Source organism: Streptomyces sp. RKAG293 (assembly GCF_023701745.1).
Classification (GTDB): domain Bacteria; phylum Actinomycetota; class Actinomycetes; order Streptomycetales; family Streptomycetaceae; genus Actinacidiphila.
In genome coordinates, this window is record NZ_JAJOZB010000001.1 from 6,751,310 (window position 1) to 6,778,070 (window position 26,761).

Here is a 26,761-nt window from a genome sequence, read left to right on the forward strand (position 1 = left end):
GCTAGCTCGGTTCCGGTCCCCTGAGCGGCTTGCCCATCGCCGACCGGGGGATCTCGTCCAGGAAGCTGATCCGCCGCGGCATCTGGTGCGGGGCCAGCCGGGACTGGCACCACGCGAGCAGTTCCGCGACGGTGAGGTCGGAGCCGGTGACGATGCGGGCGGCCGGAACCTGGCCGCGTACGTCGTCGGGGGCCGCGACGACCTGGACGTCGGTCACCGCGGGGTGCCGGGCCAGCACCCGTTCGATCTCCGCCGGGCTGACCTTCTTGCCCGCGACGTTGATGATGTTCTTCAGCCGGCCGTTGATCCGGATACCGCCGTCCTCGATCCGGGCCAGATCGCCGGTGCGGTACCAGCCGCCGTCGAAGTCGAGCGGGAGCAGCCCGTCGGTGCCGGTGTAGCCGGCCGCCAACGCGTCGGTGCGCAGCTGCAGTTCACCGCCGCCGGACACGCCGTCGACCGGGACCATCCGGGGGACGACGCCGGGGAACGGCGTGCCGACCTCGCCCGGCAGCTGCTCCCCGGTGCTGAGCGCCGCGGAGAGCGCCCCGGTCTCCGAGGACCCGTACGCGTTGTAGAGGGCGAAGTCGTACCGCCCGGTGATGGCGCCGGCCGTCGCCGGGGGCAGCGGGGCGCCCGAGGAGACCGCCATCCGCAGCTCCCCGAAGTCCAGCGGTGCGGCGATGCCCGCCAGCAGCTGGAACTGGAAGGGCAGCCCGACCAGCGTCCGCGCCCCGTGCTCGCGCACCGCGCGGGCCAGTTGGGACGGTATGGACCGGGAGGGGACGTGCCGGACCGGGGTGCCGTGCAGCAGGGGCGCGGCGATGCCGTAGGCGAAGCCGTAGCAGTGGAAGGACAGGGTGCTGACGACGGCCGGCAGGCCCTGCCCGTATCCCATGAACGCCGCGATCCGGTGCGCGTCCGTGAGGACGGTGGCGGCCGGCCGGACCACGCCGGTGGGCGTTCCGGTGGATCCGGAGGTGAGGAAGATCTGGGAGCGGGCCGGGATGCCGGCCAGGCTGTGGGTGGCGGCCCGGGTGTGCGTCCACAGCTCGACACCGCCGTCCGACGTCCGCACGGCGGGCGGCTCCGACGGTTGCGACGGTTGCGATGGCTCCGACGGTTGCGATGGCTCCTGGAGCGTCGCGCTGTCCCGGACGACGAGCCCGCCGAAGTCGGTGGGCGCCCCGGGATCGCTGTGCAGGACGGTCAGTCCGGCCAGGTCCGCGGCGAGGGTGACCACCGCGCGGACGGCCGCGTCGGCGATGTCCACGACCACCGGAACTCCCGCGGTGGGGTGCCGTCCGAGGTGCCCGGCGAACACTTCCGCCGAGGTGATCAGCTCACGGTAGGTCCACGCCCGCTTGCCGGAGATGAGGGCGACGGCGTCGCCCCGTCCCGCCCCGTCCCGAACTGCCGAGAAGAATCCGGCGTCCGCCACTGCTCCTCCTGGATATCCGGTCAAGAGCCGGTCAGCGGTGGGTGAGGACGAAGTCGGCCATCCGGCCGACCGACTGGAAGTTCTCCACGTCCAGGTCCTCGTCCGGGATGGTGATGTCGAACTCCGACTCCAGCCACACCAGGGTCTCCAGGATTCCCAGGGAGTCGAATCCGGCGAACTGCCGCAGATCGTCCGTCTCCTGGAGCGCGGCACCGCGCGCTTCCGGCAGGGTCTCCGCGAGGCGGCCGACGAGCGCCGCCACGACTGTCTCCCGTGAAATCATCGTCCCTCTCCCACGCCATGGCAGGATCGCCCCGTACTCAGCCGGTAAGTTGTCTAGACCGGTTGAGGGCGCGAGCGTAACAGCGGGCCCGGTCGGGGCGAAAGGGCTTTCCGTGAAGAGCGCTTGGACTTGTGGCGCGGTCCCTGAACGGCCTCCCGGACAGCTCCCGAGCGCTGGGGATCACCTCGTGACATCGGCAAAACCGCCGCGTACTGTGTGGCCCGGCCGCGGCCGGGGCCGGGGGAGCGGCCGCGGTGAACGCTTCGACGGGGGAGGGCTGGTGGAGGTTTCGAGGGCGGCGGACGGGAGCGGGCACGGCGCCGGTGACCCTGCCGACGGTGGTGCCGGAGCGCTGCCGGAGGAACGGCTGGGCGCACTGACCGACGTGGTCGGCGCGTTCGACCGGCGGACCGCGCGGCTGGCGCGGCTGGTCGCCGCGACAGGATCCCGGCCGGCCGGCAGCCTCGGCCGCCTCGACGAGATCGGCTGGCAGGTCGCGGGAATCCTGCGGACGCACCGCGTCCGGCCGCTGCCCGTCGTGGTCTCGGTGCTGGCGGGCGACCACGGGGTGGCGGAGCACGGAGTCTCCGCCCACCGGCCGGAGTCCACGGCCCGGCTCTTCGCGGAGATCGTCGCGGGACGGGCGCCCGTCTGCGCGCTCGCCGCCCGGGTGGGCGGCCGGGTGGCGGCCGCGGACCTGGGGCTGCGCACCGACACCGGGGACCACCGCTACAAGGTCGGGAACGGCACGGCGGACATCACCCGCGCCGACGCGATGACCTACGGGCGGGCGCTGGACGCGATCGAGGCCGGCGCCCGGTTCGCCCACGAGGTCTTCCCCGCCGGGAGCATGGCCGCCTGCGGTGAGATCGGCGTCGGCAACACGACGTCGGCCGCCGCGCTGGCCGCCCGGCTGCTCGGGGCCGATCCGCGGGACCTCGCGGGCAGGGGTTCCGGCGTCGGCGAGGAGACCGTCCGGCTCAAGGCGCGGCTGGTGGAGCAGGCGCTGGAGCGCACGTCCGGGCTCGCCGGCGATCCGGTCCACGGCGGGGATCCGGTCCGGCAGCTCGCCGCGCTCGGCGGCTACGAGCTGTGCGGCAACGTCGGCCTGATCCTGGCCGCCGCCGCCCGCGGCTGCCTCGTGGTGCTCGACGGCTGTATGACGGCGGTGTCCGCGCTGATCGCCTGCCGGCTGTGCCCCCAGGTCCGCGAGTACCTGGTCGCCTCCCATGTCTCCACCGAACCCGCCCACCGGATGCTGCTGGACGAGATGGGGCTGAAGCCGGTGCTCGACCTGGAGATGCGGCTCGGCATGGGATCGGGCGCCGCGCTCGCGGCCGGCCCGGTCAACGCACTGCTCGCGGTGACCGAACTGGCCGCCGCGTCCGTCCCTCCACCTGCGGCTTCTCCCCCCTCGGCAGAGCAGTCCGGCAACGCAGCGGTGCGGACTCCCGACCCTTCAGGAAGCGAACGCATATGACGGTCCGGGGCGTCATCCTCGATCTCGACGGAACGCTCGTGGACTCCCGGGGCGTGCATGTGCGCTGTCTGCGCGCGGTGTGCCAGGACCTCGGGCTGCCGCGGCCGAGCGCGGCCCTCATCGCGACCCGGTCGGCCGCGACCGATCTGGCGACGCTCGCCCGGCTGGCCGGCGAGCCGCTCGCGGAGCGGGCGATGGCGGCCTACAACGCGCACTTCCCGCTCGCGCTCGCGGCCGCGCCCGCCCCGCCCCGGCCGGGCGCCGCCGAGGCGATCGAGGCGCTGGCCGCGCTGGGCCTCGCCCTCGGGGTGTGCACCGGCCGCTCCCGGACCGCCGCGGCCCTGCTGCTCACCGCCGCGGGCCTCGACGTCCCGCTGCTGGTCGCCCGCGAGGACGTGGACCAGCCCAAACCGGCCCCGGAGGGTCTGCACCGGGCCCGCGGGCTGCTGGGACTCTCCGCGGCCGAGGTGGTCTTCGCCGGGGACACCGCGCACGACGTCCGGCAGGGGGAGGCGGCGGGCATCACCACCTATCTGGTGGGCGGCGCCCCGGGTGCCGCGCTGGCGTCACTCGCCGAACTGCCCGCCCTGCTGACCGCCTCGCCGCTGCCGACCGCCGGGAGCGCGGGGTGAGCGACGCGCAGCCGTTCCAGCTGGACTTCACCGGACTGCGCTCCGCCCAGGCGCCCCTGACATGGGGCCAGCGGGTGATCTACGAGGCGGTGCTGAGCAGGACCGAGGCGCACGGCTACGACTACGACATCAAGTACTTCGTGGAGCTGGACGGCACCTCCACCACCGAGGACGTGCTGGCCGCCCTGCGGCAGGTGGTGGCCGGGTACGAGAGCCTGCGCACCGTCTACCTCCCGGGAGCGGACGGCGCGCCGCCCCGGCAGTCGGTCCAGGGGGAGGGACGGCTGCCCGTCCGGATCGACCGCATGGCGGCCGGCGCCGACCCCGAGGCCGAGACCGTCCGGCTGCACACCCGGATGGCGGAATCCGGCTTCGGCCTGTCACACGAATGGGGGATCCGGGTCACGCTGCTGCTGGCGCCCGGGGGAGCGCCGTTCCGCGTCCTCCTCTATCTCTCCCACGTGGCGCTGGACGGCTGGGCGCTGCGGATCCTGGAACAGGACCTGCGGGACCGGCTGGCGGGCCGGCCCGCCGCGGATCCGGCCGGGGCGCCGCGCACCCAGCCGCTGGATCTGGCGGAGCAGGAGCAGTCCGAGCGGGGCCGGGCGATGAACCGCCGGTCGGGCGCGTATGTGCGCAGGGTCCTCGACGGCGCCCCGCGGTCCATGTTCGCGGGGGCGGCGGGCGATCCCGGGGCCGCGCACGGCGAGCTGCGCTCCGCCCCGATGGACGCCGCCGCCCGGACGATCGCCCTGCGCTGCCAGGTGAGCACGGCGACCGTCCACCTCGCGGCGTTCGCGACGCTCCTCGCGCGCCGCAACGGCACCACCCGCTGCGCGCTGAAGACGATCTTCGCCAACCGGGTCGGCGCGGACCGGCAGGGCATGGTCGCCCCGCTCGCCTCCGATGTCGTGCTCTGTCCGGAGGTCTCCGGGCCCGCGTTCGACGACGTGGTCCGCGCCACCCACAAGGACACGCTGCGCGGGTACGCCAGGGCCCAGTACGACCCGGCTGACCTCGACGGGCTGATCGCGGCGGCGGGCGCGGCGCGGGGACTGCGCCTGGACCTGTCCGTGCTGCACAACGACACCACCCTGTTGTTCGGCGACCCGGCACAGCGGACCCGGACACCGGAGGAAACGGAGGACACGGCGGAGCGGGAGAGCGCGGACGACCGCTCCTTCTCCTGGGCGCCGCCGTTCGCCCTGCCGGCGCTGAAGCTCTACTACAACGTGAGCGCGGAGCCGGACGGCCCGCGCACGGTGCACCGACTGGTCGCGGACACCGCGTACCTGCCCCGGGACGACGTCCGCGGGCTGCTCCTGGACATGGAGACGCTGCTGACCGAGTCCGCCCGCCGCCCCGGGGTGCCGATGGCGGCGTCGCCGGACGGCTACCTCGTCCGGCCCCTGGCAAGGGGCGACGACTGGCTGCTGACCGACGCCTCCTGGGCCGATCTCGGTGCCATGCGCCGGGCCCTGCTCGGCCTGGAACCGGTGGCCGGCGCTGAACTGCTCGTCGACCGGGACGCCGCCGGCGTGCCCCGGGTGACGGCGCGGGTGGTCCCGCACCCAAGGGGTGACGGCGGCCGGCCCGTCACCGTCGGGGAGGTGCGGCGCGCGTACGAAGCGGCGCTCTCCGTCCTGCCCGATGTCGTTCTCCCGCACTACTACATCGTCGAAAGGCCCCAGTTCCGTGTCGCGTCCCACTGACCGACCGACGGTCGGCGTCATCGTCCCCGCCATGAACTCCTCGGACTTCATCGACCAGGCCCTGGGGTCGGTGGCCATGCAGACCCGGCCCGTCGACCGGATCGTCGTCGTGGACGACTGCTCCGACGACGACACCGTGCGGCGCGTGGAGCGCTGGAGCGGGGTGCTGCCGCTGACACTGGTCCGCAACAGCCGCCGGCTCGGCGTCTGGGGCGCCCGGGGGACCGGGATCGAGCGGCTCGACACCGACCTGGTGTGCCAGCTCGACGGCGACGACGCCTTCCTTCCGCACCACGTCGAGGCGATGTGCGACGCCTACGACGCCAGCCCGGGGCTGATCAGCCCCCGCCCGCTGACCTGGACGGGCCGCGGGCCGTTCGTCCCCGGCACGTACACCAAGGGGCGGCTGCCGCTCCCCGGCGACCAGCTCGTCCAGCTGCTCGCGCAGAACTACGTCGTGGTCGGCGCGCTGTACAGCCGGGCGCTGTACGACAAGGTCGGCGGCTTCCGGAAGATCGCCTACGGCGAGGAGTGGGACCTGTGGCTGCGGCTGGTCGCCGCGGGCGCGGTCGTCAGCAAGCCGGCGGACCCCTCGTACGTCTACCGCGTCCGGGCCTCCAGCTACGCGGGCGGCTTCGCGCGGAACGAGGCGGAGACCGAGGTGCTCGGCCGCTTCCTGGCCGAGACCCGGGACCCGCGACTGCGCCGGGCGGTCAAGATCGCCCTGCTCCAGCGGACCGGTACGGACGGTCTGCCGGAGGCACACGATCCGCTCGCCGCGCCCGGGGTGGACGCGGCGGTGCTCGCCCGGGCGGGCATCGGGCGCGATCACCTTGTGTACGTGCGGCGGGATCCGGATCTCGGCTGGGTGCTCGGCGGCCGGGACGAATCGACGGGCGGGCCGGCGACGGCGGTGATCGCGGACGACGGCCGGCTCGTCCTGCGGATGACCGGAGGGGGGAACGAGTACGAGGTCACCTTCGTCGAGGACGAGCTGCTGCGCCGCGACACGTCTTCCCTCCGTGACGTCCTGAGGTGCTGAGCGGGCACGGGCGACCTATGACGCATCGGGCTTTCCGTCGCAGAATGGTCTCAGCCCTTGACGGGACATCACCCTAAAGGCTCAGCTTAGGGTTCACATGTTGTAGACGACGGGGTCTCACTGGTGCGGCCTCGTCCGTTCGGGCGGCGGTTAGTACCGCCTGCCGAGGCAGGAGTGGATGGTCGTGGAGACTCCGGGATCGCAGTCATCGCTGCACCGGGCCAACCTAGAGCGTGTGGTCCGCGCCGTACGGCTGGCAGGCTCGCTCACCCAGGCGGAGATCGCCCGGAGTACCGGGCTGTCCGCCGCCACGGTCTCCAATATCGTCCGGGAGCTGCGGGACAACGGAACGGTGCAGGTCACGCCTACCTCCTCCGGAGGAAGACGGGCCCGCAGCGTTGCGCTGTCCGGCGATGTCGGCATCGTCGTGGGCGTCGACTTCGGACACTCCCACCTGCGGGTCGCGGTGGGGAACCTGGCGCACCAGGTGCTGGCCGAGCAGTCCGAGCCGATCGACGTGGACGCCTCCGCGTCCCAGGGCTTCGACCGGGCCGAGCAGCTGGTCGCCCAGCTGATCGAGTCGACCGGCATAGGCGTGGACAAGGTGCTCGGGGTCGGCCTCGGTGTCCCCGGCCCCATAGACGTGGAGTCCGGAGCCATCGGATCGACCGCGATCCTGCCCGGCTGGAGCGGCATCAACCCACGTCAGGAGCTGTCCGACCGGCTCGGCATGCCCGTGAAGGTGGACAACGACGCCAACCTCGGCGCGCTGGGCGAACTGGTCTGGGGCGGCGGCCGCGGGGTGCGGGACCTGGCCTACATCAAGGTCGCCAGCGGCGTCGGCGCGGGCCTGGTGATAGACGGCCGCATCTACCGCGGCCCGGGCGGCACGGCGGGCGAGATAGGGCACATCACGCTGGACGAGTCGGGCCCGGTGTGCCGCTGCGGCAACCGCGGCTGCCTGGAGACCTTCACCGCGGCGCGCTACACCCTGGAGCTGCTGCGCAGCAGCCACGGCGCCGATCTCACGGTGCCGCGGATGGTCCAGTACGCCCGTGAGGGCGATCCGGGCTGCCGCCGGGTGATCGCGGACGTGGGGCGGCACATCGGCATGGGCGTGGCCAGTCTCTGCAACCTCCTCAACCCCAGCAGGGTCGTCCTCGGCGGCGATCTCGCGGAGGCCGGCGAGCTGGTGCTGGCGCCGATCCGCGAGTCGGTGGCGCGCTACGCCATTCCCAGCGCGGCCCGGCAGCTGTCGATCGTCCCCGGCGGGCTCGGCGCCCGCGCGGAAGTACTCGGAGCACTCGCTCTGGTGCTGAGCGAAATGGGTGATTCGACCCTTCTTGATGGAAATGCTCCGGCGGCGGTTCCGGCCCTTTCGGCGCAACGACCTGCATAACCCTGAGTTCACACAGCTAACGAAACGCGCCGTTGCCATCTCGTTAAGTGTTTACTTATTGACGGCATGGCAACGGCGGAGTTGACTCACGTGAACCTCGGCCGCAGCGTTGCGGCCTCGTCAGGGAGGCAACCCAAAATGAACGCAATGATGCGTCGTGCCGTAATTGGCTCGCTTGCGGTAACGATGGCCCTGTCCGTGGCCGCGTGCGGCAAGGCCGGAGACGACAAGTCCGACAGCAGCAAGGACAAGTCGATCGGCCTGCTCCTTCCGGAGAACGCGACGACGCGCTACGAGAAGTTCGACCGCCCGCTGATCGAAGCGAAGATCAAGGCGCTCTGCGCCGACTGCAAGATCGAGTACGCGAACGCCGCCGGTGACCCGGCCAAGCAGGCGCAGCAGGTCAGCAGCATGATCACCAAGGGCGTCAAGGTCCTGATCCTCGACCCGCAGGACGCGGTCGGCATCAAGGCCTCGGTCCAGTCGGCCGTGGACAAGGGCATCAAGGTCGTGGCGTACGACCGCTTCGCCCAGGGCCCGGTCTCCGCCTACGTCTCCTACGACAACGAGAAGGTCGGCCAGCTGCAGGGCGAGGCGCTCCTCGCCGCCATGGGCGACAAGGCCACCCCGACTGCCAACGTTGTCATGATCAACGGTGACGACGCCGACCCGAACGCCGCCATGTTCAAGGCCGGTGCCCACAAGGCGCTCGACGGCAAGGTCAAGATCGCGTACGAGCAGAGCGGTCTGTGGAAGGACACCGTCGCCAACCAGAAGGTCACGGCGGCCATCACCCAGCTCGGCGCCAAGAACATCGCCGGTGTGTACTCCGCCAACGACGGCATGGCCGGCGGTATCGCCACCGCCCTCAAGGGCGCGGGCATCAACGTTCCGCTGACCGGTCAGGACGCCGAGCTCGCCGGCATCCAGCGCCTCCTCGCCGGCACGCAGACCAGCGACATCTACAAGGCCTACAAGCCCGAGGCGGACGCGACCGCCGAGATCGCGGTCAAGCTGCTCAACGGCGAGGACATCAAGAGCGTCGCGGACATCACGGCGACCAGCGGCTCCGGCACCACCGTGCCCGCCAAGCTGTTCACCGCGGTGTCGGTGACCAAGGACAACGTGAAGGACACGGTCGTCAAGGACCAGCTCTTCACCGTGGCCCAGATCTGCACCCCTGAATTCGCCGCCGCCTGCAAGACGGCCGGCATTCAGTAGAACCCGGGGCCCCTCCGGGCCCTCGGTCCGGTAAAAGCCTGTCCGGCGCCCCGCCCCACCAACATCCCCGCTTCGGGGTGGGGCGCCGGACGGAAACGCTTACGGGACACGGGACTTACCCCCACGTTTTGACTTTGCAATCCTGTGCTTCATGCACGTCCTTCCGCGCCCTTCCAAGGGGCGCGGCATCCCCGCCGGTCAGGCGGCGAAGGAGATGATTCACGTGTCCGCTACGCCCGTGTTGGCGTTGCGCGGAGTCTCCAAGCGATTCGGTGCGGTGCAAGCCCTCACCGATGTCGAGCTGGAGGTCCATTCCGGTCAGGTCGTCGCGCTCGTCGGCGACAACGGTGCCGGCAAGTCCACTCTGGTCAAGACGATCGCCGGTGTGCACCCCATCGACGAAGGCGTCATCGAGTGGGAGGGCAAGCCGGTCAGCATCAACCGGCCGCACGACGCCCAGGGTCTCGGCGTCGCCACCGTTTACCAGGACCTCGCGCTGTGCGACAACCTCGATGTCGTCGGCAACCTCTACCTCGGACGCGAACTGCGCCGCGGGCTGGCGCTCGACGAGGTGACGATGGAGCAGCGCGCCCGCGAGCTGCTCGACACCCTGTCGATCCGCATCCCGAGCGTCCGGATCCCGATCGCGAGTCTGTCCGGTGGTCAGCGGCAGGTCGTCGCGATCGCCCGCGCACTGATCGGTGACCCCAAGGTCGTCATCCTCGACGAGCCCACCGCCGCCCTCGGTGTGGAGCAGACCGCCCAGGTCCTCGACCTGGTCGAGCGGCTGCGCGAGCGCGGCCTCGCCGTCATCCTCATCAGCCACAACATGGCCGATGTGCGCGCCGTGGCGGACGTGGTGTCCGTCCTGCGCCTGGGCAAGAACAACGGTGCCTTCCCGGTGAAGGACACCAGTCCCGAAGAGATCATCGCGGCGATCACCGGAGCCACGGAGAACGCCGTGACCCGTCGTCAGGCGCGCAACACGGAGGCGGCAAAGTGAGCGACCTGTCCAAGACGGTGAAGGACACGCCCCCGGCCGAAGACCCCACCGCGGCGGCGATCCCCGTCGTCGACCCGCGACTGCTGGTCCGCGAAGAGGGACTCAAGGGCTATCTGACCGAGTTCAAGCGCAAGGTGCGCGGTGGTGAGCTGGGCTCGCTGCCCGTCGTCGTCGGTCTGATCATCATCTGGTCCGTGTTCCAGTCCCAGGACAGCCTGTTCCTGAGCGCCGGCAACATGCTCAACATCAGCTACTTCATGTCCGCCACCGGCATGATCGCCATCGGCCTGGTCTTCGTGCTGCTGCTCGGTGAGATCGACCTGTCGGTCGCCTCCGTCAGTGGTCTGTCGGCCGCCGTCTTCGCCATCCTGGCGACGACACACGATGTGAATCCCTGGCTGGCCGTCTTCCTGACCCTCCTGACCGGTATCGCCATCGGCTCGCTGCACGGTTACTTCTTCGCCAAGATCGGTGTGCCGGCCTTCGTGGTCACCCTCGCCGGCAACCTCGGCTGGAACGGCCTGATGCTGTGGCTGCTGGGCGACACCGGCAGCCTCTCGATCCAGGACAAGGGCCCGCTGCACCTGCTCGGGCAGCGCTCCTTCTTCATGAACCAGGACATCGCCGGCGCGTACCTGCTGGCGGGTCTCGGCACCGTCGCCCTGCTCGCCGGCTCGCTCATCGAGCAGCGCCGCCGCCGCCAGGCCGGGGTCCCGTACCGGCCGACCGGCGAGATCGCCGTACGTGTCGGTGCGCTGGCCGTGGTGTCCTTCGTCGCCGCGTACGTGCTGAACCAGGCGGCGGGTGTGCCCAACGCCCTGGTGATCTTCCTCGTGGCGCTCGTGCTCACCGACTTCGTCCTGCGGCGCACCTCGTACGGCCGCAAGATCTTCGCCGTCGGTGGCAGCATCGAGGCCGCCCGCCGTGCCGGTATCAACGTGGCCCTGATCCGCATCTCGGTGTTCGCCATCTCCGGCGGCTTCGCGGCGGCCGGCGGTCTGTTCCTCGCCGCGCAGACCTACACCGCGACGCTGGCCGCCGGTAGCGGCAACCTCCTGATGCTGGCCATCGCGGCCGCGGTCATCGGTGGCACCAGCCTCTTCGGCGGTCGCGGCAACACCTGGTCCGCCCTGCTCGGCATGCTCGTCATCCAGTCCATCCAGACCGGTCTCGACCTGCTGAACATGAACACCTCGCTGCAGTACATGATCACCGGCGCCGTACTGCTCGCCGCCGTGGTCATCGACTCGGTGTCGCGCAAGACGCAGAAGGCCTCCGGCCGCGCGTAACGCTCCATCGCACACACCTCCGCATGTCGGTGGTGTGGCGGCACCGGCCCGGTGCGGGGATGATCATCCCTGCACCGGGCATTCGTGTTGCCGGGTGTGCCGCGGGTGCGCTGCGGGCGGGTCGCGGGTGACAAACGTCGCACGGGGCGCTCCACGGCGCCGCACGCGGAACATTAGACTCGACGGATCGACCAGTTCGACTGCATAGGAGGCACGGGTGGCGCTGCTGACCCGTATCAAGGGACCGCGCGACCTCGACCGGCTCAGCCAGGAGCAGCTGGTGGAGCTGGCGGGCGAGATCCGTACCTTCCTCGTCGACGCGGTCTCCAAGACCGGCGGACACCTGGGCCCCAACCTCGGTGTGGTGGAGCTGACCATCGCCCTGCACCGGGTCTTCGACTCGCCGCGGGACAAGGTGCTCTTCGACACAGGGCACCAGTCCTATGTGCACAAGCTGCTCACCGGGCGGCAGGACTTCACCCGGCTCAAGAGCAAGGGCGGCCTGTCCGGCTACCCCTCGCGCGCCGAATCCGAGCACGACGTCATCGAGAACAGCCACGCCTCGACGGTGCTCGGCTGGGCCGACGGGCTCGCCAAGGCCAACGAGGTGCTCGGCAAGCAGGACCACGTGGTGGCCGTCATCGGTGACGGCGCGCTGACCGGCGGTATGGCCTGGGAGGCGCTGAACAACATCGCCGCCGCCCGGGACCGGCCGCTCGTCATCGTCGTCAACGACAACGAGCGCAGCTACGCCCCGACGATCGGCGGGCTCGCCGACCACCTGGCGACGCTGCGCACCACCGACGGCTACGAGCGTTTCCTCTCCCGCACCAAGGACCTGTTGGAGCGCACCCCGCTCATCGGACAGCCGCTCTACGAGACGCTGCACGGCGCGAAGAAGGGCCTCAAGGACTTCATCGCCCCGCAGGGCATGTTCGAGGACCTGGGCCTGAAGTACGTCGGCCCGATCGACGGCCATGACGTGGACGCGCTGGAGTCGGCGCTGCACCGCGCCAAGCGCTTCGGCGGACCGGTCATCGTGCACTGCCTCACCGAGAAGGGCCGCGGCTACCGCCCGGCCGAGCAGGACGAGGCGGACCGCTTCCACGGCATCGGCCCCATCCACCCGGACACCGGCCTGCCGATCGCCGCCTCCGGCGCCGACTGGACCTCGGTCTTCGGCGAGGAGATGGTCAAGCTCGGCAGGGAGCGCGAGGACATCGTCGCGATCACCGCCGCGATGCTGCAGCCGGTCGGCCTGGACAAGTTCGCGAAGGTCTTCCCGAAGCGGGTCTACGACGTCGGCATCGCCGAGCAGCATGCCGCCGTCTCGGCGGCGGGCCTGGCCACCGGCGGCCTGCACCCGGTCTTCGCCGTGTACGCGACGTTCCTGAACCGCGCCTTCGACCAGGTGCTGATGGACGTGGCGCTGCACAAGTGCGGTGTCACCTTCGTGCTGGACCGGGCCGGTGTCACCGGCACCGACGGCGCCTCGCACAACGGCATGTGGGACATGTCGATCCTCCAGGTCGTCCCCGGCCTGCGGATCGCCGCGCCGCGCGACGCCGACCAGGTCCGCGCCCAGCTGCGCGAGGCCGTCGAGGTCGACGACGCGCCCACCGTCGTCCGGTACTCCAAGGGCGCGGTCGGCCCGGCGGTCAAGGCCGTCGGCCGGGTCGGCGGCATGGACGTGCTCCGCAAGGCGACCCCCGACGAGGCCTTCGAGCGCCCCGACGTCCTGCTGGTCTCGGTCGGCGCCCTCGCCCCGATGTGCCTGGAGATCGCCGACCTGCTCGACGCCCAGGGCATCACCACCACCGTCGTCGACCCGCGCTGGGTCAAGCCGGTGGACGCGGCGCTGCCCGGGCTCGCGGCCGGCCACCGCGTCGTGGTCACCGTCGAGGACAACTGCCGGGCCGGCGGTGTCGGCTCGGCGATCTCGCAGGCACTGCGCGACGCCGACGTGGACGTACCGCTGCGCGACTTCGGCATCCCGGCGGAGTTCCTGGACCACGCCTCCCGCAAGGAGGTCATGGCCGAGATCGGTCTGACCGCGCCCGACATCGCCCGCCAGGTCACCGGCCTGGTCGCGACGATCGACGGCCGGTACGGCGAGAGCGTCGGATCGGCCGAGCCGGCGGCGGTCAGCGACTGAGTCCCGCTCCGCGGAGCTGTCGAGTGAGGGGGTCCACCCATCCGGGTGGACCCCCTCACCCATTGGCGTAGGCATAGGCGCGCCTATTCGGGTGAAGCGAATCGTGGGAGTGGAGTAGCGACTGCCGACGCACCCCAACCTGTCGGCAGGACGAACAGGAGGCGCGCCGGTGAGTACGAGTACGCAGGACAACCCGCCCTCGGGCAGGCAGGACGGGCTCTTCAGGACCAAGTCCGTCGAGCAGTCCATGCGGGACACCGAGGAGCCGGAGCACCAACTCAAGCGGTCGCTGTCGGCCCTGGACCTCACGGTCTTCGGCGTCGGTGTCATCATCGGCACCGGCATCTTCGTGCTCACCGGCACGGTGGCGAAGAACAACGCGGGACCCGCGGTCGCCCTCGCCTTCGTCGCGGCCGGTGTGGTGTGCGGGCTTGCGGCCATCTGTTACGCCGAGCTGGCGTCCACGGTGCCGGTCGCGGGGTCCGCGTACACGTTCTCCTTCGCCACCCTCGGCGAGCTGCCGGCGTGGATCATCGGCTGGGACCTGGTGCTGGAGTTCGCGCTCGGTACGGCGGTGGTCGCGGTCGGCTGGTCCGGCTATGTGCGGTCGCTGCTGGACAACGCGGGCTGGCATCTGCCGCAGGCGCTGTCCGGCACCAGCGACACGGACGGGTTCGGCTTCGACCTCCTCGCGTTCCTGCTGGTGCTGCTGCTGACCGGGATCCTCGTCCTCGGCATGAAGCTCTCCGCGCGGGTCACCACGGTGGTCGTCGCGATCAAGGTGGCCGTGGTGCTGCTGGTCATCATCGCCGGCGCGTTCTTCATCCACAGCGAGAACTACAAGCCCTTCCTTCCGCCCGCGATCAGTTCCGTCAAGGAGTCCGGTCTCAAGTCGCCGCTCATCCAGGTGCTGTTCGGTTACGCGCCGACGAGCTTCGGCGTCCAGGGCATCTTCACCGCGGCGGCCGTGGTCTTCTTCGCCTTCATCGGCTTCGACATCGTGGCGACCGCGGCCGAGGAGACCAAGAACCCGCAGCGGGACATGCCGCGCGGCATCCTCGGCTCGCTCTTCATCTGCACGGCGCTCTACGTCGCCGTGTCGGTCGTCGTCACCGGTATGCAGAAGTACACCCAACTGTCGGTGGACGCGCCGCTCGCCGACGCCTTCAAGGCGACCGGACACCCCTGGTACGCGGGCGTCATCAGTTTCGGGGCCGCGGTCGGTCTCACCACGGTCTGCATGATCCTGCTGCTCGGCCAGACCCGGGTGTTCTTCGCGATGAGCCGTGACGGCCTCATTCCCCGGTTCTTCTCCCGGGTCCACCCGAAGTTCCGCACGCCCTACCGCTCGACGATCCTGCTCGGCGGGCTGATCGCCGTGATCGCGGGCTTCACCAGCATCTCGGAGCTGGCGGCGCTGGTGAACATCGGCACCCTCTTCGCCTTCGTCCTCGTCGCGGTCGGCGTCATCATCCTGCGCAATACCCGGCCCGACCTGCCGCGTTCCTTCCGCACCCCCTGGGTGCCGGTGCTGCCGATCCTCTCGGTGGCCGCCTCGCTGTGGCTGATGCTGAATCTGCCGAGCGAGACCTGGCTGCGGTTCGGGATCTGGATGGTGATCGGTGTCGTCGTCTACTTCCTGTACGGCCGCAGCCACAGCCGTATGAACCGCGCGAACAAGGGCGCCTGACGGACCGGTACGTTGTCAGGCGTGCCATCGGCCCCGAAGATCACGAGCGGCGCCCCCGCCGGACTCCCCGCCCCGTGCGCGGAGGACGGCGGGGGCGCCCGCCGTCGGGCCCGGTGGCTCCGGCCGCCGGACCGCTACTGGCTGCGGCTGGCGGCGGCGCTGGCCGTGCTCGCCACCCTCGTGCGCGTCCCGTCGTTCCTGCGCCCGGTCTGGAACCCCGACGAGGGCTACCTCGCGGTGCAGGCCCGGATGCTCGCGCACGGCGGGGTGCTCTACGACACCGTCGTCGACCGCAAGCCGCCGCTGCTGCCCTGGCTCTACGAGGGGCTGTTCGCGGTCTTCGGCGACGCCTCGCTGTGGCCGCTGCGGGCCGCCGCCGTCGTGGCGCAGCTCGGCACCGCCCTGCTGCTCGCCTCCGTGGCCCGCCGCCGCTGGGGGAACCGGGCGGGCACCGCCGCCGGCGCCGGGTATCTGCTGCTCTCCATCGGCCTGGCCCCCGAGGACGCCCAGGCCGCCTCCTTCGGCGTGTTCATGGTGCCGTGGACCGTCCTGGCCTTCTGGGCGGCCGACCGCCGCCGCTGGGCCCTGGCGGGCCTGGCCGTCGCGGGGGCGGCGCTGACCAAGCAGACCGGCGGCGCGGCGCTGCTGCCCGTGCTCTGGATGCTCTGGAGCGCCCGCCGCGCGCCGGAGCCGCCCGGCGGGGTCGCCGTGCTGCGGCTGCTCGCCGGCTGCGCCCTGCCGATGGCGGCCGTCGCCGTCCTCACCGGCCCGTCCCGGTTCCTGTTCTGGACGGTCACCGGTTCCGGTTCCTACGCCTCCGCGTCCGGCGCCTGGGGCGTGGCGCTGGGGCGGGGCTTGGGGAACGCCGGGATACTGGCCGCCGCCGGGGCGGCCTTCGTCGTCCCCACGGTCCTCACCCTGGCCCGCCGGAGCGGCGCCGAACGGCTGCCCGCCGACCTCTGGGTCTGGCTGGGCGCCTCGGCGCTCGGAGCCGCCTTCGGCTTCCAGTTCTACGGCCACTACTTCCTGCAGCTGATCCCGCCGCTGGTGCTCGCCGGCGTGGCCGCGCTGCGCGGGCTGCCGCGCTGGTGGCCCGCGGCCACCGCCTGGACGGTGCTCGCGAGCGCCGCATTCGCCGTCTGGGGCCTGACCGCGCCGCGGACCGAGCTGGACCACGCCGACGCCGTCGCCGCCGCCGTACGGGCCCGTACCGGCCCAGGGGACACCGTTCTGGTCTGGGGCATGCACCCCGAGCAGTACTGGCTCTCCGGCCGGGCCCCCGCGAGCCGCTATCTGACCGCCGGCTTCCTGACGAACTTCAGCGGCGGCCGCGGCGGCGTCCGGGTGGGGGAGGAGTACGCGGTCCCCGGCGCCTGGCGCACCTTCGGCGAGGAGGCGGCGCTGCGCCCGGCCGACCTGATCGTCGACGACTCGCGCGGAGCGCCGTACGCCCCGGCCCTGACGCCCACCCTGAAGCGGATGCTGGACGCCGGATACCGTCGCGTGGACACCGTCGGAGGCGCGGTCCTCTACGCCCGGGCCCCGGCCCTGCGCTGACCTCGCACCGGGCGCTCCCGCAGGCCCCGCACAGCGCCTCCGCCGGGCCCCCGGGCCGGTCCCGACGCGTCCCGGTGGTATACAGGCGACGTAGCAGAGCACGCTGATCGAGGTGGCGGTATTTCATGACGGAGTCCAAGGGACTCAAGGACCGGAACGACACGGCGGACTCCGGGGCGGCGCCCCATAAGAGTCTTCTGCAGCGCTGGCGGCCGTACGCCGCGGGCATTGTGGTGCTCGTGGTGGTGTTCGGGGCGTCCGCGGCCATCGGCGCGCATGTGCGCGGCGCGAAGGCCGACAAGGTGAAGCCGCCCGCGAACGCGGCGGGGCCGGACGGCCAGGCGAAGCTGGCGGTGCCGGTGAAGCCCAGCGTCCCCGTGACGCTCACCGTGTACGAGGACCTGCGCAGTCCGCAGTCCAAGGCGTTCGCCGAGCAGTACGCGGACACCTTCACGAAGCTGCTGGCGACCGGGCAGGTGGAGATCCAGTACCGGCTGGTCACCCACACCGACACCCAGCTGGGCGGCAGCGGTTCCCGGGCCGCCGCCAACGCGGCCGCGTGCGCCCAGGACCAGGGGCGGTACACGCAGTTCGTGCAGCAGGTCTGGAAGCGGCAGCCCGATCCGTCGGACGACGCGCTGAGCAGCCAGAAGCTGCTGAAGGAGCTGTCGGAGAAGGCCGGGAAGATCGACGAGGGCAAGTTCGTCCCGTGCATGAAGGGCAACGACCACGAAGGCTGGGTCGCGAAGTCCGAGTCCGACTTCATGTCAGGCGGCTACGGCGAGGTGCCCGTCGTCCAGATCAACGGCGAGACGGTGCCGGACGTCCAGACGTCGCTGACGCCGGTCAAGCTGAGCTCACTGGTGGAGAAGGAGGCCAAGAAGGTGTCCGACGAGACCGTCCCGTCCGGGCAGCCGAGCCTCGCGAGCTGAGCTCTTTTCCGCACCCTTTCCGCACTCCTCTCCACCCCTCCGTGACCGGGCGCGTCATCACCTGGCCGAGACGTATCCGACATTTCGTCAACTTTCTGGCGAAATCGGGTATTGAAGGCATGTGACGCCCGATCACGGAGGAGTGTGCGCATGTCCATACCGTTGTTCGACGAGGTAGAACCGCTCTCCGGCTGCGTCTGCGAGGAATGCGCGCGACAGCGCCTCGCCGACTCGGTGACGCGGGACACCGGCACCGGCTGCACCACCACCGCGGCCACCCGTGTGATGGTCGTGGCGGCCGCCGCGGGCACGGCCATCGGCGGCGGAGCGGGCGCGGTCGCCGCGGCCACCGCCCCGAGCGCCGCCACCGGCTCCATGCTCGGCCACGCCCTGCTCACGGCGCCGGTCCCGGCCCCGCTGCATCTGACGCGGGACCAGATCCTGGACCGGGCACAGCGCTGGGTGGACGCCGAGGTGCCCTACAGCATGACCGCGTACTGGTCGGACGGTTACCGCCAGGACTGCTCGGGCTTCATCTCGATGGCCTGGGGCCTCGGCACCAACGCCTGGACCGGGAGCCTGGCGGACTACGGGACCCGGATCGACCGGGACGATCTGCTGCCCGGTGACATCCTGCTGTTCCACAACCAGGCGAACCCGGAGAAGGGCTCGCACGCCGTCATCTTCGACGGCTGGGCCGACTCCGGGCACAACCTGTACACCGCGATCGAGCAGACCCAGCCGCACACCCGCGCGCAGACGACGCCGATGGCCTACTGGACCAACTCCGACAAGTACGTCGCCTACCGGTACAAGTACCTGGGCTCGGGCACCGGCAGTTCCGGATCGGGCACCACAGGGGCACCGGGAACACCCGGGAACACCGGCACCACGGGCAGCAGCGCCTATCCCGGCACCGCCGCCTTCGGACCCGGCGCGAACAACGCCGCCGTCACCCGGCTGGGCACCATGCTCATGACCCGCGGTGCCAGGCCCTACTACCTCGTCGGCCCCGGCCCGCTCTGGAGCGAGGCCGACCGCAGCGCCACCAGCGCCTTCCAGCGCGCCCAGGGCTGGACCGGCAGCGACGCCGACGGCCTGCCGGGACCCACCACCTGGGGATACCTGGTGGAGGGCAGCGGCAAGAACATCGCCGCGGGCACCCCCACGACGCGGCCGGCCGGCGGCTCCACGGCACCCCGTTACCCGGGCGCCGCCTCCTTCCGCCCCGGACAGTCCAACGACCACGTGCTGACCCTCGGACGGCGCCTCGTCGCCAAGGGCTTCGGCAAGAGCTACCGCGTGGGCCCCAGCCGTACCTGGGGCGAGGCCGACCGCCGCGCCGTCGAGGCGTTCCAGCGCGCCCAGGGCTGGTCCGGGCGCGACGCGGATGGCCATCCCGGACCGGAGACCTGGAGACGACTCTTCCTGTGACGACTCACGCACCCACGGCGGACGCGGCCCTGGCCGCCACCGCCGTCCTCCCCGCCGTCATCCCCACCGCCGCCACCGTCACCGTTTCCGATCTCGTCGAGAGGCCAGGGCGCTGCCTGCCGGGCTGGACCGCGGCGCTCACCGCGCTGGCCGCGGCTGCCGCCGGCGGCTGGCTGCTGTGGCGGACGGGCGTCCTGCCCGAGCGGTTCGCCGGCCACACCGTGCTGCCCGAGGCGCCGGCGCCCCGGGACCTGACCGGTCTGTGGGGCGCGGTACTGCTGCTCGGCGCGCTGACCGCGTTCGCCGCGGGCGGCCTCACCCGGGGCCGTCCCGGCAAGGTCTGGGTGCTGACCCGGCACGGCGCCTACCAGGGCAGCGTCCGGGACACCGGACTGCTGTGGATCAGCCCGCTGCTCGGCCGCCGCCGGATGGACGTCAGCCTGCGGCACTGGCGCAGCCGCGCCATCGAGACGGTCGACGCGGACGGCACCCCGCTGCACGCCAGCGTCCTGATCGTCTGGCGGGTCCGGGACACCGCCCGGGCCGCCTTCGCCGTCGACGACCACTCGCGCTACCTGCGCGAACAGGTGGAGTGCGCGGTCACCCGCGCCGTCTCCCGGCTGCCCGCGGACGACTTCCGCGGCTCCGGGCCCACCCTGCGGGACTCGGAACGCCTCGGCGACCAGCTCACCCGGCTGCTCGCCGCCGACATGCGCCCGGTCGGCGTCGAGGTCTTCTCGGCGCAGCCCGTACGCCTGGAGTACGCGCCGGAGGTGGCCGCCGCGATGCGGCGGGCCCAGGTCACCGCGCTCGACGCCAGGCACCGCCGTGCGGTGCTCGACGACGTGCTCGCGGCGGTCGCCGAGACGGTGCGCGGTCTGACCGACCGCGGGCTGGTCCAGCTCGACGACTACGAGCGGAAGTCCCTGGTCAGGGACTTGACCGTGGCCTTCTACACCGCCCGCGGTCCCGCGGTCGAGACGCCCAGGAAATAGCCCCGGCCGGGTCCTGGCCAACAGCGGTCAGGACCCGGCCGGGGGCCGTCACTCACGGTGTTACGCGGGCACGCTCGCGACGCCCGGGGCGAGGAACGGCTTGCCGTTCACCCGCTGCGAGACACCCTCGCGGTCCAGGTACGGGGTGATCCCGCCCAGGTGGAAGGGCCACCCGGCACCGGTGATCAGGCACAGGTCGATGTCCTGCGCCTCGGCGACGACACCCTCGTCGAGCATGAGGCCGATCTCCTGCGCCACGGCGTCCAGCACCCGGGCACGGACCTGCTCCTCGGTGAGCACCGAGTCACCCTGCACCAGCAGCGCGGCGACCTCGGGGTCCAGCTCCGGCTTGCCGGAGTCGTAGACGTAGAAGCCGCGCTTGCCGGCCTTGACCACCGCGGCCAGGTTCTGCGAGACGGTGAACCGGTCGGGGAACGCCCGGTTGAGGGTCTCGGAGACATGCAGCCCGATGGCCGGGCCGACCAGCTCCAGGAGCACCAGCGGCGACATCGGCAGGCCGAGCGGGTCGATGCCCTTCTCGGCGACCTCGACCGGGGTGCCCTCGTCGATGATGTTCTGGATCTCGCCCATGAAACGGGTCAGGATCCGGTTCACCACGAACGCCGGGGCGTCCTTGCAGAGCACGGCGGTCTTCTTGAGCTTGCGTGCCACACCGAACGCGGTGGCCAGCGAAGCGTCGTCCGTCGACTCGCCGCGCACGATCTCCAGCAGCGGGAGGATCGCGACCGGGTTGAAGAAGTGGAAGCCGACGACCCGCTCGGGGTTCTTCAGCTTCGACGCCATCTCGGTGACGGACAGCGAGGAGGTGTTGGTGGCGAGGATCGCGTGCGCCGGGGCGACCGCCTCGACCTCCGCGAACACCTGCTGCTTGACGCCCATCTCCTCGAACACGGCCTCGATGATGAAGTCCGCGTCACCGAAACCGGCGGCCTTGTCGAGCGAACCGGTCACCAGCGCCTTGAGGCGGTTGGCCTGGTCCTGCTTGATGCGGCGCTTGCCGAGCAGCTTGTCGATCTCGCCGTGGACATAGCCCACGCCCTTGTCGATGCGCTCCTGGTCGATGTCGGTCAGCACGACCGGCACCTCCAGCCGGCGGGCGAAGAGCAGCGCCAGCTGCGAGGCCATCAGGCCAGCGCCGACGACGCCGACCTTGGTGACCGGGCGGGCCAGGTTCTTGTCCGGCGCACCGGCCGGGCGCTTGGCACGCTTCTGCACCAGGTTGAAGGCGTAGATGCCGCTGCGCAGCTCGCCGCCCATGATGAGGTCCGCGAGAGCGGTGTCCTCGGCGTCGAAGCCCGCCTGCAGGTCGCCGTCCTTGGCGTTGGCGATGATCTCCAGCGCGCGGTACGCGGCCGGGGCGGCGCCGTGCACCTTGGAGTCGGCGATGCCCTTGCCGCGCTCGACGGCCTGGTCCCAGGCCGTACCGCGGTCGATCTCGGGGCGGTCCACCACGATCTCGCCGCGCAGAACGGCGGCGGTCCACACCAGCGACTGCTCCAGGAAGTCCGCACCCTCGAAGAGCGCGTCGGCGATGCCGAGCTCGAAGACCTGCCGGCCCTTGAGCTGACGGTTCTGGTTCAGCGAGTTCTCGATGACGACGGTCACCGCGCGGTCCGCGCCGATCAGGTTCGGCAGCAGGGTGCAGCCACCCCAGCCGGGAACGAGACCGAGGAAGACCTCGGGGAGCGAAAACGCCGGCAGCGCCGCGGAGACGGTGCGGTAGGCGCAGTGCAGGCCCACCTCGACACCGCCGCCCATCGCCGCGCCGTTGTAGTACGCGAAGGTCGGGACCGCGAGGTGCGAGAGCCGCTTGAAGACCTCGTGGCCGCCCTTGCCGATGGCGAGCGCGTCCTCGTGGCGCTTCAGCAGCTCGACACCCTTGAGGTCGGCGCCGACCGCGAAGATGAACGGCTTGCCGGTGACACCGATACCGGTGATGGTGCCCTCGGCGGCCTCGGCCTCGACCTGGTCGATCGCGGCGTCGAGGTTGGCCAGCGACTGCGGGCCGAAGGTGGTCGGCTTGGTGTGGTCCAGGCCGTTGTCCAGCGTGATGAGCGCGAAGCGTCCGGCGCCCGGGAGGTCGAGGTGGCGCACGTGCGCGCTCGTCACGACCTCGTCGGGGAACAGCTCGGCCGCACCCTTCAAAAGCTCGGCGGTGGATGTCACTTGCTGCCTCCGTCGAAGTGCGGGTTCTCCCAGATGACCGTTCCGCCCATGCCGAAGCCGACGCACATGGTCGTCAGGCCGTAGCGGACGTGCGGCTGCTCCTCGAACTGGCGGGCCAGCTGCGTCATCAGCCGGACGCCGGAGGAGGCCAGCGGGTGGCCGAACGCGATCGCGCCGCCGTACTGGTTGACACGCGGGTCGTCGTCCGCGATGCCGAAGTGCTCGAGGAAGGCGAGCACCTGGACGGCGAACGCCTCGTTGGCCTCGAAGAGGCCGATGTCGTCGATGGTCAGACCGGCCTGCGCCAGCGCCTTCTCGGTCGCCGGGACCGGGCCGATGCCCATGACCTCGGGCTCGACACCCACGAAGGAGTACGAGACCAGCCGCATGCGGACCGGCAGGCCCAGCTCGACGGCGACGTCCTCGGCGGCGAGCAGCGAGGCGGTCGCGCCGTCGTTCAGGCCCGCCGCGTTACCCGCGGTGACCCGGCCGTGGGCGCGGAACGGCGTCTTGAGGCCGGCCAGCTGCTCCAGGGTGGTGCCCGGGCGCATCGGCTCGTCCGCGGTCGCCAGACCCCAGCCGGTCTCGCCGGCCTCGGGGTTGCTGTTGCGCACGGAGACCGGCACCAGGTCCTGCTGGATCTTGCCGTTGGCGTACGCCTTGGCGGCCTTCTCCTGGCTGCGCACGGCGTACTCGTCGACGCGCTGCTTGGTGATGGCCGGGTAGCGGTCGTGCAGGTTCTCCGCGGTCATGCCCATGAACAGGGCGGACTCGTCGACCAGCTTCTCCGAGACGAAGCGCGGGTTCGGGTCCACGCCCTCACCCATCGGGTGGCGGCCCATGTGCTCGACACCGCCGGCCACGGCGACGTCGTACGCGCCGAAGGCGATGCCGCCGGCGACCGCGGTCACCGCGGTCATCGCGCCGGCACACATACGGTCGATCGAGTACCCGGGGACCGTGGTCGGCAGGCCGGCCAGGATGCCGGCGGTGCGGCCGAGGGTCAGACCCTGGTCACCGATCTGCGTGGTGGCGGCGAGAGCAACCTCGTCGATCCGCTCGGCGGGCAGTTCCGGGTTGCGCCGCAGCAGCTCCCGGATGCACTTGATCACGAGATCGTCGGCACGGGTCTCGTGGTAAATGCCCTTCGGGCCCGCCTTGCCGAACGGGGTGCGGACGCCGTCGACAAAGACGACGTCCCTAGCGGTACGAGGCACGTTGGCTCTCCTCCAGATGCGGATTCGCTGCCACTGGGCGCGAGGCTGCGGCTACGACACCCATGCTACTAGCCAGTAACCAACGGGGACAGCCCCCTCGCCCGGAGCGGCGAACGTCACATACGACGAGGCCGCTCCCGGCCGGGTTCCGCGGGGGCGCCGACCCCGGACAGGCCCTACGGCGCCGGGGCCTCCGGAGCCGCCGGCGGCTGGGCCGCGAGGGCCGCGGTGAGGATCGGCGTGGTCAGCCCGACCTGCCAGGCGCGCGCTCCGTGGCCGGTCAGCACCGCCGAGACCTCCTCGGTGGTGGCCTCGGCCGGCGGGTCCCAGCACAGCCGGCGCACGGTGTCCGGGGTGATCAGGTTCTCCTGCGGCAGGTTGAGCTCCTCGGCGAGCTTGCTCACCGCGGCCCGCGCGGCGGACAGCCGGGCCGCCGCCACCGGGTCCTTGTCGGCCCAGGCGCGCGGCGGCGGGGGACCGACGTAGGCCGGCCCCGGCTGCGGCAGCTCCCGCTCCGGCAGGGCGCGGGCCCGGTCGATCGCGGCCTGCCACTGGTCGAGCTGGCGGCGGCCCATCCGGTGCCCGAAGCCGGGCAGCGTCGCGAGCACCGTCACGTTCGGCGGGCCCTCCAGGGCGGCCGTAACGATCGCGGCGTCGGTGAGGATCCGGCCCGGCGAGATGTCCCGCTCCTGGGCGGCCTGGTCGCGGGCGTTCCACAGCTCGCGCACCACGCCGATCTGCCGGCGGCGGCGGACCTTGTGCATGCCCGACGTACGCCGCCACGGGTCGACCCGGGGTGAGGGCGGCGGAGCGGCGGCGATGGCCGAGAACTCCTGCAGCGCCCAGTCCAGCTTGCCCTGTTCGCGCAGCTCCTCCTCGAGCGCGTCCCGCAGGTCGACCAGCAGCTCCACGTCGAGCGCCGCGTACCGCAGCCAGGGCTCGGGGAGCGGGCGGGTGGACCAGTCGACGGCCGAGTGGCCCTTCTCCAGGGCGAAGCCCAGGACGTTCTCGACCATGGCGCCGAGTCCGACCCGGGGGAAGCCCGCGAGCCGGCCGGCCAGCTCGGTGTCGAACAGGCTCTTGGGCCGCATACCGATCTCGTCGAGACACGGAAGGTCCTGGGTGGCGGCGTGCAGCACCCATTCGGTGTCGGTGAGGGCAGCGCCCAGGGTGGACAGGTCGGGGCAGCCGACCGGGTCGATCAGCGCGGTCCCGGCTCCCGTACGGCGCAGCTGGACCAGATAGGCCCGCTGTCCGTAGCGGTATCCGGACGCGCGCTCGGCATCCACGGCGACCGGACCGGAGCCCGCGGCGAATGCCGCGACGATGTCTGCGAGGGCCTCCGGGCTGGCGGTCACCGGCGGGATTCCCTCGCGCGGGTCCAGCAGCGGGACCGGCGCCGGGGCAGCCTCTGTTGCGGTCTCTCGGGCGTCGGTCACCCCCTAAGGGTATCCGTGTATCGCGAACGCCCGTCGACGGAACGTTCCGTCGACGGGCGCAGCGGCCATGCGGGGGTGTGTGAGGGCTAGTGGATGATGCCCGTACGCAGGGCGACAGCGACCATTCCGGCCCGGTCGCCGGTGCCGAGCTTGCGGGCGATACGGGCCAGGTGGCTCTTCACGGTGAGCGCGGACAGGCCCATCGAGACACCGATCGCCTTGTTCGACTGGCCTTCGGCGACCAGCCGCAGCACCTCGACCTCACGGCCGGAGAGCTCGCGGTAGCCGCCGGGGTGGCCGGGCGTGCCGGGCGGGCGGCGCTGCATACGGGCGCCCGCCGAACCGACCGGCGCGGCGCCGGGACGGCCCGGCATGCCGCCGAGGTTGTTGCGGGTACCGGTGACGACGTATCCCTTGACGCCGCCCGCGAGTGCGTTGCGGACGGCGCCGATGTCATCGGCGGCGGAGAGCGCGAGGCCGTTCGGCCAGCCGGCCGCGCGGGTCTCGGCGAGAAGGGTCAGGCCGGAACCGTCGGGGAGGTGGACATCGGCTACGCAGATGTCGCGGGGGCTGCTGACCCGGGGCCGGGCCTCGGCGATCGACGAGGCTTCGATCACATCGCGCACACCGAGCGCCCACAGGTGCCGGGTGACGGTGGATCGGACGCGGGGGTCGGCGACGACGACCATGGCCGTCGGCTTGTTCGGACGGTAGGCGACCAGGCTCGTGGGCTGCTCGAGAAGAACTGACACCGGGCCTCCTGTGGCAAAGGGGGGACTGAGAGGGTCACAGTCTCCTTCGGCAGCAATTGCCCCGGCCTTTAGGGAATGATCACGATTTGTTGAGTAACAATTCCGGCAAATCGGACGCTCACTCGAACAAGATCATGTCGAGCGGCGGCCGGACACGCGGCGGAACCGCGCCAAAATACCGGGAAAACCGGCCAAGTACGCGGTTACCGGACGGGCCGTCAGCCGCGGCGCTTGGGCATCGGCACGACGCCGCCGGGCAGGTCCTGCGACTCATGGCCCTCGGTGGGCGGCAGCCCCGCGCAGGCGCAGAGCAGATCGCACCAGGCCGCCAGGTGGTCCGCGACGGCCGGGATCCCGTCCGGGCCCTCGGTGGGGGTCCAGGACGCCCGGATCTCGATCGCCGTCGCGTCGGGTCGCTCCGCGATCCCGCCGAAGTAGTGCGAGGAACTGCGCGAGACCGTTCCGCTCGGCTCGGTGTACTCCGCGCCGCGCGCCTCCAGGGCGCCGGTCAGCCAGGACCAGCTCACCTCGGGCAGCAGCGGGTCCACCGCCATCTCCGGCTCCAGATCGGCGCGCACCAGCGTGACCAGCCGGAACGTGCCGTTCCAGGCCTCATGGCCGTCCGGTTCGTGGAGCAGGATGAGCCGGCCGTCGGCCAGCTCCTCGCCGTCCACCACGACCGCCGCTTCCAGCGCGTACGCGTACGACGCGAGACGCTTGGGCGGGGCTGTCGTGTCGATCTCCACTTCGGGCCGTACCCGCGCGGAACTCAACGCGTCTACCGCGCGCTGAAAGGGGAGTGGTGCGCCGTCCCCGTCCGCAAGGTGCCCGTGAACCGCTGCCATGCCCGGAAGACTAGGCCGCCCGCGGCCTCCACGGGTGGAGCAACACCCGGGCGCGT

Annotated in this window: 21 protein-coding genes; 14 read left to right on the top strand and 7 right to left on the bottom strand. The window is 71.6% G+C overall.

Translation table 11 applies throughout. The features are described 5' to 3' along the window. Nucleotide 1: 1 nt before the first annotated feature. Together LNW72_RS29895 and LNW72_RS29900 are read right to left on the bottom strand one after the other, a co-directional pair. A complete protein-coding gene (locus LNW72_RS29895) occupies nucleotides 2-1,441 on the bottom strand; it encodes a fatty acid--CoA ligase family protein (protein WP_250978196.1) in 1,440 nt (479 codons plus the stop codon). A gap of 31 nt (nucleotides 1,442-1,472) precedes the next feature. Next, nucleotides 1,473-1,724 carry an acyl carrier protein gene (locus LNW72_RS29900; RefSeq protein WP_138354271.1) on the bottom strand — a complete coding sequence of 84 codons (252 nt, stop codon included), beginning with the start codon at nucleotides 1,722-1,724 and terminating at the stop codon, nucleotides 1,473-1,475. A gap of 280 nt (nucleotides 1,725-2,004) precedes the next feature. On the opposite strand from LNW72_RS29900, the gene LNW72_RS29905 reads away from it, so the two are divergent. The 14 genes from LNW72_RS29905 (at nucleotide 2,005) to LNW72_RS29970 (ending at nucleotide 20,265) form a co-directional block, all read left to right on the top strand. Then, nucleotides 2,005-3,204 (top strand): nicotinate-nucleotide--dimethylbenzimidazole phosphoribosyltransferase, encoded by a 1,200-nt coding sequence (locus tag LNW72_RS29905; protein ID WP_250978197.1) that lies wholly within the window; start codon nucleotides 2,005-2,007, stop codon nucleotides 3,202-3,204. Then, a complete protein-coding gene (locus tag LNW72_RS29910) occupies nucleotides 3,201-3,836 on the top strand; it encodes an HAD-IA family hydrolase (RefSeq protein ID WP_250978198.1) in 636 nt (211 codons plus the stop codon). Before LNW72_RS29905 ends, LNW72_RS29910 begins: the two co-directional genes overlap by 4 nt. Beyond that, nucleotides 3,833-5,548, top strand: a complete 1,716-nt coding sequence (locus tag LNW72_RS29915) for a condensation domain-containing protein (RefSeq protein WP_250978199.1) — start codon at nucleotides 3,833-3,835, stop codon at nucleotides 5,546-5,548. Before LNW72_RS29910 ends, LNW72_RS29915 begins: the two co-directional genes overlap by 4 nt. Then, entirely contained in the window at nucleotides 5,487-6,590 is a 1,104-nt protein-coding gene (locus LNW72_RS29920; RefSeq protein WP_285369833.1) for a glycosyltransferase family A protein, read from the top strand. The genes LNW72_RS29915 and LNW72_RS29920 overlap by 62 nt, the downstream gene beginning before the upstream one ends. A 184-nt stretch (nucleotides 6,591-6,774) precedes the next feature. Beyond that, nucleotides 6,775-7,989: an ROK family transcriptional regulator gene (locus tag LNW72_RS29925; RefSeq protein WP_138354276.1), complete on the top strand. Its 1,215-nt coding sequence runs from the start codon at nucleotides 6,775-6,777 to the stop codon at nucleotides 7,987-7,989. A 138-nt stretch (nucleotides 7,990-8,127) separates the two neighbouring features. After that, nucleotides 8,128-9,210 (top strand): sugar ABC transporter substrate-binding protein, encoded by a 1,083-nt coding sequence (locus tag LNW72_RS29930; RefSeq protein ID WP_250978201.1) that lies wholly within the window; start codon nucleotides 8,128-8,130, stop codon nucleotides 9,208-9,210. Between the two features lie 214 nt (nucleotides 9,211-9,424). Further along, nucleotides 9,425-10,213 (top strand): ATP-binding cassette domain-containing protein, encoded by a 789-nt coding sequence (locus tag LNW72_RS29935; protein WP_250980364.1) that lies wholly within the window; start codon nucleotides 9,425-9,427, stop codon nucleotides 10,211-10,213. Then, nucleotides 10,210-11,502, top strand: coding sequence for a sugar ABC transporter permease (locus tag LNW72_RS29940; RefSeq protein ID WP_250978202.1), 1,293 nt, complete (start codon nucleotides 10,210-10,212; stop codon nucleotides 11,500-11,502). The genes LNW72_RS29935 and LNW72_RS29940 overlap by 4 nt, the downstream gene beginning before the upstream one ends. A gap of 217 nt (nucleotides 11,503-11,719) precedes the next feature. Further along, entirely contained in the window at nucleotides 11,720-13,657 is a 1,938-nt protein-coding gene (gene dxs, locus LNW72_RS29945; protein ID WP_250978203.1) for a 1-deoxy-D-xylulose-5-phosphate synthase, read from the top strand. A gap of 247 nt (nucleotides 13,658-13,904) precedes the next feature. Then, the gene (locus LNW72_RS29950; RefSeq protein WP_250980365.1) at nucleotides 13,905-15,347 is read left to right on the top strand and encodes an amino acid permease; all 1,443 of its coding nucleotides are present in this window, start codon (nucleotides 13,905-13,907) and stop codon (nucleotides 15,345-15,347) included. 21 nt (nucleotides 15,348-15,368) lie between these two features. Continuing rightward, entirely contained in the window at nucleotides 15,369-16,904 is a 1,536-nt protein-coding gene (locus tag LNW72_RS29955; protein ID WP_374117351.1) for an ArnT family glycosyltransferase, read from the top strand. Between the two features lie 125 nt (nucleotides 16,905-17,029). Continuing rightward, nucleotides 17,030-17,836 carry a thioredoxin domain-containing protein gene (locus LNW72_RS29960; protein WP_250978204.1) on the top strand — a complete coding sequence of 269 codons (807 nt, stop codon included), beginning with the start codon at nucleotides 17,030-17,032 and terminating at the stop codon, nucleotides 17,834-17,836. A gap of 150 nt (nucleotides 17,837-17,986) precedes the next feature. Next, nucleotides 17,987-19,270, top strand: coding sequence for a peptidoglycan-binding protein (locus LNW72_RS29965; RefSeq protein ID WP_250978205.1), 1,284 nt, complete (start codon nucleotides 17,987-17,989; stop codon nucleotides 19,268-19,270). Next, nucleotides 19,267-20,265: an SPFH domain-containing protein gene (locus LNW72_RS29970; RefSeq protein ID WP_250978206.1), complete on the top strand. Its 999-nt coding sequence runs from the start codon at nucleotides 19,267-19,269 to the stop codon at nucleotides 20,263-20,265. The genes LNW72_RS29965 and LNW72_RS29970 overlap by 4 nt, the downstream gene beginning before the upstream one ends. A gap of 60 nt (nucleotides 20,266-20,325) precedes the next feature. On the opposite strand, the gene LNW72_RS29975 is transcribed toward LNW72_RS29970, so the two are convergent. The 5 genes from LNW72_RS29975 to LNW72_RS29995 form a co-directional block, all read right to left on the bottom strand. Next, complete coding sequence (locus LNW72_RS29975) at nucleotides 20,326-22,452, bottom strand: 3-hydroxyacyl-CoA dehydrogenase NAD-binding domain-containing protein (protein WP_250978207.1); 2,127 nt, start codon at nucleotides 22,450-22,452, stop codon at nucleotides 20,326-20,328. Beyond that, nucleotides 22,449-23,669, bottom strand: coding sequence for an acetyl-CoA C-acyltransferase (locus LNW72_RS29980; protein ID WP_250978208.1), 1,221 nt, complete (start codon nucleotides 23,667-23,669; stop codon nucleotides 22,449-22,451). The genes LNW72_RS29975 and LNW72_RS29980 overlap by 4 nt, the downstream gene beginning before the upstream one ends. A gap of 176 nt (nucleotides 23,670-23,845) precedes the next feature. Next, nucleotides 23,846-25,108: a ribonuclease D gene (locus LNW72_RS29985; RefSeq protein ID WP_250978209.1), complete on the bottom strand. Its 1,263-nt coding sequence runs from the start codon at nucleotides 25,106-25,108 to the stop codon at nucleotides 23,846-23,848. An 86-nt stretch (nucleotides 25,109-25,194) separates the two neighbouring features. Continuing rightward, nucleotides 25,195-25,860: a response regulator transcription factor gene (locus LNW72_RS29990; RefSeq protein ID WP_138354287.1), complete on the bottom strand. Its 666-nt coding sequence runs from the start codon at nucleotides 25,858-25,860 to the stop codon at nucleotides 25,195-25,197. Nucleotides 25,861-26,078: 218 nt separating this feature from the next. Further along, nucleotides 26,079-26,705, bottom strand: coding sequence for a DUF3000 domain-containing protein (locus LNW72_RS29995; RefSeq protein WP_250978210.1), 627 nt, complete (start codon nucleotides 26,703-26,705; stop codon nucleotides 26,079-26,081). Nucleotides 26,706-26,761 lie beyond the last annotated feature (56 nt).

Excerpts from the sequence above, each read along its gene's own strand:
- LNW72_RS29900 (WP_138354271.1), bottom strand. The coding sequence starts at position 1,724 with ATGATTTCACGGGAGACAGTCGTGGCGGCGCTCGTCGGCCGCCTCGCG.
- LNW72_RS29910 (WP_250978198.1), top strand. The coding sequence starts at position 3,201 with ATGACGGTCCGGGGCGTCATCCTCGATCTCGACGGAACGCTCGTGGAC.
- LNW72_RS29920 (WP_285369833.1), top strand. The coding sequence starts at position 5,487 with ATGTCGTTCTCCCGCACTACTACATCGTCGAAAGGCCCCAGTTCCGTG.
- LNW72_RS29930 (WP_250978201.1), top strand. The coding sequence starts at position 8,128 with ATGAACGCAATGATGCGTCGTGCCGTAATTGGCTCGCTTGCGGTAACG.
- LNW72_RS29935 (WP_250980364.1), top strand. The coding sequence starts at position 9,425 with ATGATTCACGTGTCCGCTACGCCCGTGTTGGCGTTGCGCGGAGTCTCC.
- LNW72_RS29950 (WP_250980365.1), top strand. The coding sequence starts at position 13,905 with ATGCGGGACACCGAGGAGCCGGAGCACCAACTCAAGCGGTCGCTGTCG.
- LNW72_RS29960 (WP_250978204.1), top strand. The coding sequence starts at position 17,030 with ATGACGGAGTCCAAGGGACTCAAGGACCGGAACGACACGGCGGACTCC.
- LNW72_RS29965 (WP_250978205.1), top strand. The coding sequence starts at position 17,987 with ATGTCCATACCGTTGTTCGACGAGGTAGAACCGCTCTCCGGCTGCGTC.
- LNW72_RS29995 (WP_250978210.1), bottom strand. The coding sequence starts at position 26,705 with ATGGCAGCGGTTCACGGGCACCTTGCGGACGGGGACGGCGCACCACTC.